Raw genomic sequence first — 14,047 nt, 5'->3', positions numbered from 1 at the left:
GAAAAAATCGTAGTGTGCCGTACAATTTCTTAGCCAATGCTATATTCTGTTCATTATTTAATCTTAGGTTTCGACTCCTTACTTTTTGGATAAATTTTTCCATATTTTAGAACTTTGGAAGATTTACATAATGGCAGCGGTCTCAGTTCTGATTTCCATTTTTGCTTTTTATGGATTTTGAGAAAAAAGTAAATTGAGTATATATAATAGGAGATCCTTGAGGGGTTTTTTTATGAAAAGAAACTCACTTGCCGCACAGGTGGCCTTAACTGCGACGAATAAGAATTAACGATTGAAGAGCAACTTAACACTTTTATATCAAACAGAAAGAAAACCTAACCTACCTTTTATTATTTCCTACCACCAGAAGAGTATATTCGAGTTTTAAAACTATATTTTATTCAAGTTCTACCTTTTAATTTAACAACAATAACGAGCAGATATGCTCCTTAGACATAATTGGGTCGACTTTTAAAAATATAAAAAAGGTAATCATGATATATATACAAGAAACACTAATCATTATTGCATATGGTAATTATGGAGAAAAACACTAAACTTTTTTAAAAAATTTGGTATTTAAGGAGGTTTTCAGACTAAATGAATAATAAGAAGCAATTAATTGATATTGTTGTTGATTTGGGGGCTGATAATACCGGTAATACTGAAGTAACCGATATTATTCAATATGCTTTAACAAATTACAAAGCCATTCACATTCCAGACGGAACTTTTCTAGTTGATCCAGTAACGATGTTGAATGTTCCGAGCAACAGAAAAATAACTCTTTCTAATTTTGCTATTATAAAGGCAAAACCATCATCAAACAGCACATATAAGATATTAAACTTATTAAATGTTGAAAACGTAGAAATTACAGGTGGAACGATTCAAGGTGAAAGAAATGAGCACCTTGGAATAACAGGTGAGCATGGGATAGGTATTAATATCAAAGGGTGCAAGAATATCACAATAAGAGAAACAGTTATAAAAGACTGTTGGGGTGATGGAATTTACATTGGATCAGGAATAAAGAAGTATAGTGAGAATGTAAAAATTATAGATATAGAATGCGATAACAACAGAAGGCAGGGTATTTCGGTTATAAGTGTTAAAATGCTAAAAATAATTAGACCCAAAGTAACAAACACAAATGGAACTGATCCGCAATGTGGAATAGATATAGAACCGAATAGTGTTGATGGACTTTTAGAAGGAATTTTGATTATTGATCCTTATACTCAAAATAATGTAAATCAAGGTATTATCATAGGCCTTAGTAAATTCGGCGGGAGTGGTAAGAATATTGACATTACAATTCAAAACCATGTTGATAGAGGAAGTGCTTGTGGTTTTAGCGTATCATCTACTAGTGGGGGGGTTGGTGGGAAAATAAATTTAATAAACCCTTACTATGAAAATAACAAACAACAAGGAATTTCGATTCGTGACTATGATGTAAGTGGAGCTGTTATTAATATAGTGAAACCTACTGTGATAAACCCTAACAGTTTTAATAATTCAGCACCACAGTACGCTAGTGGAATAGTAATTTATAAAGAAACTACAGATACCAGAGCGCTTAATATTGGGAATGTCTTCATTGATGAACCTAACGTCGTAGACAATAGACAGACACCATTAATGGAATATAGTGTGTTTGTAAGGGATTTGACTGGTAAGACAGGAAAGAAAATAAAGGTATCTAACCCTGTAAAATTATCATTAACTTTGCCATTTGCTTTTTATAGTGAAGCCGTAGTAATAGATCTTTTTGAATCGTCTCGTTATGAACCATCAAATGGTTATACAGTTAGGAATCAAAATTATAGAAGGGATATTTCCAACAAAAATTTTACTACACTAAGTACATTTACCTTGTCTGATGATATATTTATCAATCATCCACAAATGACATTTATAGTTGAGAATTCAGTTGGATTGCGGATACAACCACAGTCATTTTCAACAATCGCACCATTGTCCGAAGTAAACGGGAAATATATTCAAAGTACACAAAAAGGAGCAAGGGTAACAATTAAACGGATGGATGATACGACATGGGTAATCACAGAAATGATTGGTTTATGGACTGTTCAGGCGTAGACCATTTTTGGAACAAACTGGACAAAATAATTAGGAAACCAGTCTTTAAAGGAAATTACATGTTTGAAGCCCTACTTACATCCTCCTACACTCCCCATTAATTCGAATAAAATTAGTATTATTTGATAATTCAATCAGCATCCTTGTTAGTATTGTAACTTTTAGTCGTATGCTTGAAACAAAAGGGGTTTTGGAATGGAATTTCCACGTATACTATACTAAATACCAAAAATATTATTAAATGAGTATCTGTGACACAACTGGTGCGTATATATTTACTCTGCCTGTCTTACTTGAAAAAGGGCATGAGGTATAGTATCTTAGGATGCTTGAAGGCGGTAATATAAAGGTTTTAACTTGCAGTAGACCATCAAGCGAAGTAGTTAAAACAATACAAAATAAAAGAAGTAATATTCGATTGAGAAATTTGCTCCTTTTATTTTTTTACTTAATTATGCGCCTAAACGTAGTTTAGTTTTATAATGAATTTATACTTTGCCCTATTAACGATTAAAATGGATAAAATAATCGTACTTAATTTTCTCTTTCACGATTTTTGGAGTACACAGACAATTTGTTTACTTTCGAAGCGAGATATTATATCCTTTCATTTGAACTTTTCATATCAAACAAAATTTTAACCCCATGTAAACTATGTTATGGTTTTATTAGTTTTAAGTAATGTTATTGTATTCCCTGTTTCCTTCTCTCTTTTTCGTTGTATGATAGAAAAAAAAGGAGTTTTGGGAATGATTATTCTGCAGTATATTGGAAAAGCTTTTTCATTCATGCATAAGGATATACCGGAAACTCATGTTAAATGCCATGTTTGTGCAGGTACAGGTGCCTACGATATTTATACAGATTGTCTTACCTGTAATGCAAAGGGATTAATTAGTAAAGTTGAGTATAATAGGAGGCTTGAAGAGGGTGAGATTTAAAGAAATTCATGAGGTCGATATATGTAAACCAGAAGCAATATTGGCTATTGCTTCTTTTTTTTGTCCAAAAACGGTGCCGTTTGCCCCTAACATTAATAGGGTATTTTATGATCAGGGGGGATACATATGACAGCAATTCATGTTGGATTGGCTGTACCTAATTTGGATGCTTCGATTAAGTGGTATGAGCAGGTGTTGGGTTTCAGGTAATCGGTGAAATCCTGCGAGTAATCGAGCATTAAGAAGTACTTAATGAGTTCAGAAAATCAACAACACTTGTTAACAGATCCTAAAATAAAAAAATTTCCAAAATTAAACTGTGCCCCATTTTTCGGACAGTATAAAAAGTGCCTATGAAGATAATAAGTGGTCCCGGTATTGTACCGGGACCATTTTCTTTAGTCCCTATTGATAACGAAACTCATAGTATTCTTCAATAACTCGATCAACTTCTTCCTTCACATCCTTTAAATTAGTACATGTGAAGCCTTGGTCAGAATGCAGGATTGCACTCGGATGGAACTCGTGATTCAGAGCAAAGACTTTTCCGTAGCTTTGAACATCACCAATGTCATTTTCACTCGTATAAATTATACTGCTTTAATTTCAATTGCTACTGTTTTATTTCCTGACTTCTCACTAGTATTATCTTGTGTTCTGTAAACAGGTTTTTTTAATACTCCAATTATACAAGCTGTAATAATTGAACCAATTAAAATACATACAATGTATAACAATGGACTGCTTGAAGCAATAGGAATTACAAAGATTCCGCCATGAGGAGCCTGTAAAGAAATTCCTAATGCCATACAAATCCCTCCACCAATTGCTGAACCAACAATATTTGCTGGAATTATTCTTAATGGATCGCTTGCAGCAAACGGAATGGCTGCCTCAGTAATAAAAGATGCCCCCATAATATAAGCCGCTTTTCCTGCGTTGCGTTCTTCAAGTGAGAATTTATTTTTAAATAGTGTTGTTGCTAATGCAATTCCTAATGGAGGGACCATTCCTCCAACCATTAGTGCAGCAGATGGTTCGTAAATATGATTTGCAAACATCGCTAAGCCAAATGCAGATGCTGTTTTATTGATAGGCCCGCCCATATCAGATGCCATCATTCCTGCCAAAAGCGCTCCTAATAAAATTGCATTCGAACCAGTTAAACCATTTAACCAACCTTGTAACGACTCATTAATCCACGCCATCGGATTATTTATTACAAAGTGCATAATAAAGGCTGTTACAAACGTAGCCAATAAAGGAAGTATAAGTACCGGTGAAAGACTTTGTAATGAATCTGGAATGCCTTTTAATAATTTTTTCAATCCTAAGATTGTATAACCAGCAATAAAACCGGCAATCATACCACCTAAAAATCCTGAACCACCAAGGGTTGCCATCATACCACCAATCATACCTGGTGCTAAACCTGGACGATCTGCAATACTATACGCAATATATCCTGCTAGTACTGGAACCATTAGTGCAAAGGCTGCACTGCCACCTGCTGTACCTAGAAAAGCGGCGAATGCATTATATTCTGAACTAGTCGGGTCTGAAGCATGAATGCCAAACATAAAGGAGATTGCGATTAATATACCGCCGGCAACAACAAATGGAATCATAAAAGATACCCCATTCATTATATGGCTGTATATTTTAGGTTGTTTTAATCGTGTTTTTTCTTTTGCTTCCTTTAACTTATTGTTCCCCTGATTTAAAACCGTACCTTTTCCAGAAATAGCATCTTCAATTAAATCCTTAGCATGATGTATCCCATTTTTAACAGACGTTTTAATGACCTTACGATCACCGAAGACATCCATGTCCACTTTAACATCTGCAGCAACAATTATGCCATCTGCTTCATCAATATCTTCTTGAGTTAATCTGTTCTGTATTCCCGTCGATCCATTGGTTTGAACTTTTATTTGAACGCCAAGCTCCTCAGCAGCATTTTTTAATGCTTCTGCAGCCATAAATGTATGTGCTATTCCAGTAGGGCATCCAGTTACTCCGACCAATTTCTTACCAAAATACTTCTTATCATTCGCATCTACTTGTACCATTTTTTCTTCAGCATTTGCAAATAGCTGGACAACTTCATGACTATCTTTGGCAAGTATGAGCTTAGCTCTAAAGGTTTCATCCATTAGAAAAGTGGAGATTTTAGATAAAGTCTTTAAGTGCTCAGTTGAAGAATCCTTGCCGGCTGCTATCATGAAAAATAAATTGCATTTCTCAGAACTATACTTAATTCCACTTAAAGATCTTCCCATAATAATAGCGGGCGATTTAACTCCAGCAGATTTTGCATGTGGAATAGCAATACCAAACCCTACTTCTGTTGGAACCTGATCTTCTCGTGCCCAAATATCCTGTTTAAATTGTTCAAGATCATGTAAGTGGCCGTTAGTATTTAATTTTTCTGCAAGCTCATTAATTAAGTCCTCTTTCGTTTCAGCAACTAAGTCTAATATTATGTTTTCTGGCCTTAGGACACTAGAAGTCATCATATTTATCCCTCCTCTTAAATTTCTCCTAATTTATAGAGTGATGCTTTTCCAGTTGAACCAAATAGATCCATTTTCTTCTTTACTAATTCAATAGCGGCCTTCGTTGCTTCAGGCATTAATATATCTGGTTCGTAAGCATTTGGATTTTCATCAAGCGTAGCTCTTAATTGGTTATAAAACGCTCTCTTCATATCTGTTGATAAATTGATTTTGGCAATACCATGTTTCACAGCTTGTCTTATTTCTTCATCTGGGTTGTCTGATCCACCGTGGAGAACTAAAGGAATGTTTACTTTTTCATGAATCTTCTTTAATCGATCAATTTTAATAGAGTGATCTTTCGTTTCTGGGTATAAGCCATGTGAAGTTCCTACAGCAACAGCAAGCGTATCAATTCCTGTTGTTTCAACAAAAATGACTGCTTCATCGGGATTCGTATATAAAATCTCATCTGCTCCGCCTTCTGAACTACCCTCATTACTTCCAATAGTACCTAGTTCACCCTCTACAGACACACCTACCATATGAGCAAGTTCTACTGCTTTTTTTGTTAATGCCATATTTTCTTCAAATGGTAAATGTGACGCATCCATCATTACTGACGTATAGCCATTTCTAATAGATCGAGTAATATCTTGGATTGTTGCACCGTGGTCTAAATGAATAACAAAAGGAACTTTAGACTTTGACGCAGCTTCTCGTACATAGGCCACAAATTCATCAGTCACTAAATTTATTTCATTCGGGTGAATTTGAAGTATGGCAGGAGATTTTTGCTCTTCTGCAGCACTTACTACAACTTTGACAAATTCACTATTTGCTACATTAAATGACCCAACTGCAAATTTATTCTCATAAGCTACTAAAAGTAAATCTTTCATATTCATTAACATTTTTATTCCTCCTAATATTATTTGGAAGACCAAACTTCCAAAAACTCATCATAATTGGTTACATTTAATAATTTTTCTGTCATGTTTGTTTGCTTAAACACATCATGAATCTCTTCAAAAAACTTTGTATTATTTACCTTTTGATTTTTTGGAGGGATAAATAGAAAGATAATTTGAGCCATTCTGTCTCCCCACAAAATTTTTTGTTTATTTATTGCTACTAACACTCGTAATTTTTTGTTATTTCCACAATCAAATGGATGCGGCATGGCCACTAAGTTACCAATATTAGTACTCGACATCTTTTCTCTCTCATTAATGCTTGTATACAGATGTTGAATATCTCCAAACTGCGTAAGGGTTTTTAATAAATCTATTTGATTCTCTTCATCTAAGAAATAAATATCATTCGGAGATAAATAGTACTTTAGTAAGCCACGATTTAATGAACTAGAAATAGTCTTCATATCTTCATTTGTAATCATTTCACTAACACGAATACAATTTTTCACATTTAGGTGTTGTTCCTCAAGGATTACACTAGTAGTTACTATAGTTTCTATCTCTTCAGGAATTAAATGGATTTCATGATTTGCAAATAAACCATCAATTTTAATATTTGGGAAGTATAAATTTATTTTTCTTTCTATTAGCTTACCTACTAACGGATTTTTCCCATAAATAATTGCAATTCTTTTCCTTGTTTCTTGGGAATTTTCAATAATATTCATAATATGAAGTGTCAAGTAACCGATTTCATTTTCTGGTATCTTAATATTTAAGCAAAATTGTAATTCTTTCGCTAAAACCACTGCAATATTATAAGCATTCATATATTCCGTCTTAATTTGAGAAATAAATGGATTCTCTAAAGGAAAGTAATATTTTAATGGATATAATGACTTTGTAATATGTACCAATAGGCGATTAAATAACTTTTCATTCTTTCGACTTGAAAAGCCATATCGATCTCCAACATTTTTTATAACCGCTTTAACTTTTTCCTCTATTTCATCTGAGTGTTCATGCAAAGTTACTTCATTTTTCTTTGGTAATATTTGCAAAGAAATTAACAAGTAGCATAAATACTGATATTCATATTCGTCAAACGGTACATTCATTTCCTTAGCTAAACGACTAAGGATTAACTTTGCTATTTTTAATTCTTCAAAGCACGTATTATCTAACCTCATGTCTTTTTCAGCAATTTTTTGATGAAGGCCTACTCGTTTTAAACTAATCAGTATGTTCACACATATTGCGAATAGTTCTTCAGAGCTTAGTAACAAATTATACTTAGTGACTTCTTCTTCAATACAAGAATATACTAATTGAATGGAGGACTGACTAAACCAATCACCAAAATAGTATTGCAGCGCTTCATCAAGCGACATTCTTTTTAAACAATTTGTTGTTACTAATTTTTTTAGTAATAGTCGTTTTTCTACTTCACTTCCCTTAAGCCTTACTCCTTGGAAGATAATTGCTTCAACCTCAATGTTCCATTTTTCGGCTTGGATTATTTGAAATAATCTTTGTACGTCTTTCCTAATTGTTTGAGTAGAAAAATAAAGTTTTTTTGCCAGTTCATCATAAGTTATAAAACCAGTTTCAGATAAAAGTGTTTTTATAATATGAAAAGCTCGTTCATCGTAATCATCTTCATTTTGCTGAATACTTGATAAATCCCCAACTAATTTATACCCTTTTTGAGTACTACCAGTAATTATTACTTTATCTAAAAAAGTTTCATTTATTTCCCTAATGTCATTTCTAATTGTTCTTGTCGTTACATTAAATAGATTAGCAAGTTCGCTTCCACTTACAAAGTCATCGTTAGATTGTTCTAAATATTCCAATAACTTAGTGTAACGTTTTTTCATTAGTATTTCCTCCTCACACTTATATTAATGTAAGCGTTTCACTTTTACCAAGCCTATACATTTTCCTAATAGTTAGGAAGTGTTTAATACTAGGATGATGTTATAATAGACCAACGAAGGAAAGATGGTCGAAGAACTCTATGCAATTTGGAAATAAAACGATACCGTATACACTCACGAGAAGCCAACGTCTCAAAACTTTATATACTTCTGTAGATTAGCATGGCGTGTCTGTCATATCTCCTTCTAATATAGATGTAGAAAAACACCTATTGGATTCCAATGATATTCAATTTACTATATCCTGATCGCTTTCTGCCATGGCAACTCATTACACACAAAAAGAATTCTTCTCTAATGAGGAAAAATGAAATTCACGTGGTTTAATTACGCCTAGCTTCAGCGTCATAAGAAGATTTTCATAAGGATCGAAAGGCTGGTGTAAGCAAATTGCTCAATAAATTTTATTCCATTAGTGAAGGCCGATAAACCATACCTCTCCAAGACTGCATGATGCAAGGAATTATCGGTAGCATACCCAAAGAATGAAGGTTGAAAAAATTGAAGAAAATATCAGTCATCTTAGTTATTATTGTAGGCTCCGTAGTGCTGTTCAAATTATGGAATCCTTTTTCACCTCCCACCCCGGATAGGTCTTCAGGAAAGACAATCGAGCAATCTACAATTCAGAAACCTTTTACGGAGGAAATACTGCACCTTTTGAAAAAAGATTATAAGACAATCCCAGTATCAATCCCACACGGAAGTGATGCAAGTAAACAGATTCAAAAAGCATTGAACACTGCAAGAGATTCGGATACACCTATTAAAGTAATATTGCCTAAAGGGAAATACACACTGAAGAAATCATTACACATTTATAGTAATACATGGCTTAAAATTCCATCTAAAACAATTCTGCAAAAAGCTGACTCAAATAATGACATTATGTTGTTGAATGGAGATTTTAAAGCTACTTACCATGGTTATAATGGAAATTCCAACATTATTATAGATGGCGGGATTTGGGACGCTGGAGGAGCGGATATAAAACTACGAACTCCTTCTGTATTTGGTTTTGCCCATAGTCATAATATCCTTATCCGGGATACCGTGTTAAAGAACATAGTAGGTGGCCATGCAATAGATTTAGCAGGTAATAAAAATGTTCTCATACAAAATAGTAAGTTTTTAGGATCTCGTTCGAGTAATGATGATTACACAGAAGCCATTCAGATTGATGGGATGATATCTGATAAAGCATTTAGACGATTTGGGAGTGTAGACTTTACTGTAACTAAAAACGTTAGGATAGAACATAACTATTTTGGGAATTCGCACGTAAGAAATATGAATCCGTGGGGGGTTGGCGTAGGCAGTCATTCAGCGTCCCATAATAGACCATACACAAACATTCAAATTATAGACAATACCTTTGAAAAAATGACATATGCAGCTATACGGGGACATAATTGGAAAGACATTCTTATAAAAGAAAATCAATTCATAGAATGTGCACAAGGAATTCAGATTGATAGTCTAGGTAACTATTACTATTCGAAGAATGGAAAGGATAAAAGCTCAAAAGGGGCATTAGTGATTGCTAAGTTTGAAATACACAATAATGAATTCGTGGATACATTAGGTTCCCCAATAGTTCTATATGGGAAAACTATAGAATTCAGAAAGAATGTGAATGCTTCTTCAAATTCCTTTATTAATTCACCCTCAAAATCATTAGAAACAAATACTGCAGCTGATTAGCCGGTACCTAATCCATAGATAAAAGCCCCTAGTTCAAATACTAGGGGCTTTTATTTTTACCGTTAAAATTTTAAACTAACGGCATTTCAAGTTTTCACCTTAATATATTTAACATGCTCATGCCAATCCGGCCAACAATTGGATTTTGCTTGTACTTTCTCCAAACATATTTAAGAAGGTAACTTCTTTTCAAGATTTTTAGAATTCCATCCGATTTAACAAGTGATTTTTCACGTTCACTGATATACTTATAAATCCTTGAGCTGTTATCGTGATCAACATGTTTAAAATAATTGTTTCTAATTGAACTGAATTCTTCTTTTTCTTTAAACCCATTGTTTATATAAACTCTTAGTTTATCAACTAACTCTGAAGAGTTGTAAGCAACCTCTCCAAAAACATCTTTTCTTAAATCCATGTAGCTACCCTGATTCTCTATATACTTATCCAAATCAAAATGAAAGAAGAGAACGGGTTTCTTTTGATAATATGTCTCCCAAGCTACACTAGAGTAATCTGTAATCAATAAACTTGAACGCATAATTAAATCATTAATTTTTGCCTCGCCAAATTGTATAACATTAATATGCTCATGAGAACTAGTGAAATTTGCAACGTACGGCATAAATTTTGGATGGACATAGAAGTTTAATGTGATATCATTTTCCTTTAATAATTGGGAGAGCTTTTCTGATTGTATTAAACTGTTATATTCATGATAATAATCTGATAAAACAAATTTATCATCCTCTACCTCTTCAAGCCAATTTCTCCATGTAGGCATTAAGAAAATCTCTTTTTTTGTATTTTGAAGCGATTTATCCTCTAATGCATCCCATCTTGACAGGCCTGTAACAATGACGTTTTCTTCATTGTATCCAAAATAGCTTTTTACGATTTCTTTTTCAAAATCAGAGGATACTACAAATAGGTCTGCACCGTTGGATGAATTTGCTTTAAATGTATTATCGACTCTTTTCAAACCTAGTACTCCATGTTGTAAAAACACATATTTTTTCTCATTTAAAAATTCACGGATAGCTCCTTGGGAAACCCTCCATGCATACCCGTGACCTTTTGTCTCCGAAGATACAATTAGCTTTGATCCAAGTAATAGTAGGAGGTGTTTGACACTCATAAAATAAACGATGCGCTTTTTATAGGGGGCTAAATTTTTTTCATCAGCTGATCCCTTTTTAATCACATAGTATATCTTTTTATTATAATGATTTTCATAACAATATTTGAAGAAATAGTAACTATTATCTTGAGCCGTTTCGGAATATTTTTCATGAATAAGCCAAATTGGCTTCCATGCAAAGTACCAACCCAAAAGAATGTATAGGAAATAGGCCGTATACTCGTTAATCTTATGCTTGAAAGACTCAAATTCACCTATTTGTCGATAGGTTAAACTCAGACAATCATTCATAGTAATGTAGGGATAAATCATATATTCATCCGGGGTATTTATCGTATATCGAAACATACCATGTTTCAATTTTTTACTAATTAAATAATTATCATTGTTAAGACGTACATGGCGTTTATCACCATTACCTAGAGTAATTGTAATGAAAAAATCCCAATAAAATTGCTCTAATTCTAACTGACTAATATTTAATTCTGCTTTGACCTTTCTACTATACTTGTCCTGTGACACCTCTTCAGCACAAGGGACCTGAATTACCTGGCTCTTATCCTGTCGTAACCTTAGTGTTACATGGTCTACTACAAAATCATTTGTTTCTTTTACATGAATAGACGCAGTAAGTTGTAGTAATCCTTCCTTATTCATAGATACTTCATGAAGTTTTGTTTTTGCAGGATACTTTGAATTCATATACTGTTCTTCAGTACAAAAATATAATGAGAACTCGTTATCTTTTGTCAGATATGGTGATATACCTACGGCTTCATTTAGCATTAAATACCCTGCACGCTTATCTTTCTCTGACAAAGGCATAACGTTGTAGTTTCCTATCCGTCTGTTCACTTTCACGTGATCATAGGAGAGTTCCATATACAAATCCCAACGGCTTATAACAGCAATCTTATCTTTTAACTGTGAAGCCGGAATGATGATCTGTTCTTTCCCCCCAGTTACGGTCCTTTTTACATCAAGTGTTATTATTTCAGGCTCTTGTCTTTTCTTTAGAAAAAACTCAACCTTATTTGCATGCTTCAATTCTTTTGACGATATATCAAATGTTATATATCCATCCTCGACCCTTAGATTTTCTGCATCCACTTGCCCTTTAATATGTTGAATAATCGTGGACATTTGTTTTACTTGTTTTCTTACAAGAAACTTCATTTCATCATCTTGGTATTTCACTTGAACATTTATACCATAGCGTTCTAGTATATGCCCTTTGGTGATTTGTAAATATAAGTTCCATTTTCCTTTTAGTGAAACCGAATGAAGGTCTTTTTTACTGACTATTAGAGTTTTTCCATCAGTATCTATATTCATGGGAAGAACAAAAACACTGTCCCCACTTTTCATCACAAGTCTCGTATCGTTTATTTTATTATTTAGAGTCTCAGAAAAGTTGAGGAATACTTTTGTATCTGTTTCTTTTACACTCAATACTTGTTTAGAAAGACGTATAACATTATAACTAATGTCTTCCAGTTGCAGCATATTAGCACAGTGTATAGATAAACCATTTTTTTCTGTTAGATAAGGAATAAGAGCCTGTGTTCCATTATTAATAATGGGCTTTAAATAGCGTATCAATTCAGAAGCTGCACGTGCAGCATATAGGCCTATTCTCTTCTTACGAACATCTTTATTGCTTTCAACTTCAATAAAGAAGTCCCAACGTCCCTTGTCTAACCCTTCAAGTTCCTTTAAAGGAATTATAATTATGTGCTCCTTTAAAAACGCTTTACGCTTGTAAGATACAATTCTTTTCTTATTACTATACCGACTTTGAATTTGAAGTTGAAATGTATCCATATTATCTAAAATTTCTTTAGCAAAAGTAATTTGTAGATTTACCCCATCCCAGGTGACATTATTAAATGCCAGTTCATTTTCTTTTCTCTCACGCATTTTGATACTCCTACTCCTCTTTATTTTCCCCATAGCCATACACTTATTATCTTTTGTATGATTAGCTCTAATTGTAAAGGGAAGCACTGCATGTTGATTGAATTTTCTGATTTGATTAACATTGGCTCATATGAAGAGATAGCAAAAATTGATTATTTGTTATTCATGTATTTCTTTTTCACTTTGTCATATGCTCTTACGACTTGAGTTTCTGTATTTCTAGAGATTATTTTAGCTGGAATACCTACAACTGTGACATTATCAGGTACGTCTTTGGTTACTACTGAATTAGCACCAATTGCAACATTGTGGCCAATTTTGATACCCCCAAATATCTTTGCGCCAGGTCCTATGTATACATTATTTCCGATTTTAGGAACCTGACCTTTATGAACTCCAATATTAACTCCAGAATGAATTTCACAATTCTTACCGATTCGAGCCTTCTTATTAACAATTACAGATCCACTGTGAGGTATCTTTAACCCTGGACCGAATGACACTGGATGTATTGATATTCCTAGCATAGATCCTACCTTTTTAAGTTTTCTCAATGACCTGTTATATCTCCACATGGAAAATGAACTCTTTAATTTCTTAGTCTTTAAATACTCTGATTTTCTAAGTAGACGTTGGAAATAAAGTTCAGGATGCATTACTTTATAGCTGTACTTCCACTTTTTCAACTTTCTTGCTACTAAATCAGATTCTAGATAAATGTAATAATCGTCACGATTCTTAATTGCCAAAATGCTCTCTCCTTGATGATAGGTTACTGTTTCACTTTACTCTTTACGTTTTTTCTCTAATTCCCACACGAAGAAAAAGCCAGTAGTAACTAGCCTGATACCTCTAGAAAGTCTCCGTGCGGACAGAGAAA

General features: G+C 33.5%; 9 protein-coding genes. 4 read left to right on the top strand and 5 right to left on the bottom strand.

The genetic code is table 11. The features are described from left to right. Positions 1-600 precede the first annotated feature (600 nt). The 3 genes from ACZ9AO_RS04450 (at position 601) to ACZ9AO_RS04440 (ending at position 3,257) form a co-directional block, all read left to right on the top strand. The gene (locus tag ACZ9AO_RS04450) at positions 601-2,106 is read left to right on the top strand and encodes a glycoside hydrolase family protein (RefSeq protein ID WP_476108554.1); all 1,506 of its coding nucleotides are present in this window, start codon (positions 601-603) and stop codon (positions 2,104-2,106) included. A gap of 749 nt (positions 2,107-2,855) precedes the next feature. Next, positions 2,856-3,047: a hypothetical protein gene (locus ACZ9AO_RS04445; protein WP_034308728.1), complete on the top strand. Its 192-nt coding sequence runs from the start codon at positions 2,856-2,858 to the stop codon at positions 3,045-3,047. 126 nt (positions 3,048-3,173) lie between these two features. Further along, complete coding sequence (locus tag ACZ9AO_RS04440; RefSeq protein ID WP_476108642.1) at positions 3,174-3,257, top strand: VOC family protein; 84 nt, start codon at positions 3,174-3,176, stop codon at positions 3,255-3,257. Between the two features lie 380 nt (positions 3,258-3,637). On the opposite strand, the gene ACZ9AO_RS04435 is transcribed toward ACZ9AO_RS04440, so the two are convergent. The 3 genes from ACZ9AO_RS04435 to ACZ9AO_RS04425 are packed head-to-tail and all read right to left on the bottom strand — an operon-like array spanning position 3,638 to position 8,342. Next, positions 3,638-5,566 carry a PTS fructose transporter subunit IIABC gene (locus tag ACZ9AO_RS04435; protein ID WP_476108553.1) on the bottom strand — a complete coding sequence of 643 codons (1,929 nt, stop codon included), beginning with the start codon at positions 5,564-5,566 and terminating at the stop codon, positions 3,638-3,640. Between the two features lie 14 nt (positions 5,567-5,580). After that, positions 5,581-6,459: a ketose-bisphosphate aldolase gene (locus tag ACZ9AO_RS04430; RefSeq protein ID WP_476108552.1), complete on the bottom strand. Its 879-nt coding sequence runs from the start codon at positions 6,457-6,459 to the stop codon at positions 5,581-5,583. Positions 6,460-6,476: 17 nt separating this feature from the next. After that, the gene (locus ACZ9AO_RS04425; RefSeq protein WP_476108551.1) at positions 6,477-8,342 is read right to left on the bottom strand and encodes a BglG family transcription antiterminator; all 1,866 of its coding nucleotides are present in this window, start codon (positions 8,340-8,342) and stop codon (positions 6,477-6,479) included. Between the two features lie 561 nt (positions 8,343-8,903). Here ACZ9AO_RS04425 and ACZ9AO_RS04420 point away from each other — a divergent pair. Next, complete coding sequence (locus ACZ9AO_RS04420; RefSeq protein ID WP_476108550.1) at positions 8,904-10,106, top strand: glycoside hydrolase family protein; 1,203 nt, start codon at positions 8,904-8,906, stop codon at positions 10,104-10,106. A 94-nt stretch (positions 10,107-10,200) separates the two neighbouring features. Here ACZ9AO_RS04420 and ACZ9AO_RS04415 read toward each other — a convergent pair whose 3' ends face one another. Together ACZ9AO_RS04415 and ACZ9AO_RS04410 are read right to left on the bottom strand one after the other, a co-directional pair. After that, entirely contained in the window at positions 10,201-13,167 is a 2,967-nt protein-coding gene (locus tag ACZ9AO_RS04415; protein WP_476108549.1) for a CDP-glycerol glycerophosphotransferase family protein, read from the bottom strand. 152 nt (positions 13,168-13,319) lie between these two features. After that, positions 13,320-13,916 (bottom strand): serine O-acetyltransferase, encoded by a 597-nt coding sequence (locus ACZ9AO_RS04410; RefSeq protein ID WP_476108548.1) that lies wholly within the window; start codon positions 13,914-13,916, stop codon positions 13,320-13,322. Positions 13,917-14,047 lie beyond the last annotated feature (131 nt).

This window comes from Peribacillus sp. TE19612, assembly GCF_056279465.1.
The sequence above is the reverse complement of the archived record's forward strand: the minus strand, read 5'-3'. Positions and strand labels throughout refer to the sequence as shown.

What these genes read in the sequence shown, in the direction of transcription:
- ACZ9AO_RS04450 (WP_476108554.1), top strand. Translation starts at nt 601, where the DNA reads ATGAATAATAAGAAGCAATTAATTGATATTGTTGTTGATTTGGGGGCT.
- ACZ9AO_RS04445 (WP_034308728.1), top strand. Translation starts at nt 2,856, where the DNA reads ATGATTATTCTGCAGTATATTGGAAAAGCTTTTTCATTCATGCATAAG.
- ACZ9AO_RS04440 (WP_476108642.1), top strand. Translation starts at nt 3,174, where the DNA reads ATGACAGCAATTCATGTTGGATTGGCTGTACCTAATTTGGATGCTTCG.
- ACZ9AO_RS04435 (WP_476108553.1), bottom strand. Translation starts at nt 5,566, where the DNA reads ATGATGACTTCTAGTGTCCTAAGGCCAGAAAACATAATATTAGACTTA.
- ACZ9AO_RS04430 (WP_476108552.1), bottom strand. Translation starts at nt 6,459, where the DNA reads ATGTTAATGAATATGAAAGATTTACTTTTAGTAGCTTATGAGAATAAA.
- ACZ9AO_RS04425 (WP_476108551.1), bottom strand. Translation starts at nt 8,342, where the DNA reads ATGAAAAAACGTTACACTAAGTTATTGGAATATTTAGAACAATCTAAC.
- ACZ9AO_RS04415 (WP_476108549.1), bottom strand. Translation starts at nt 13,167, where the DNA reads ATGCGTGAGAGAAAAGAAAATGAACTGGCATTTAATAATGTCACCTGG.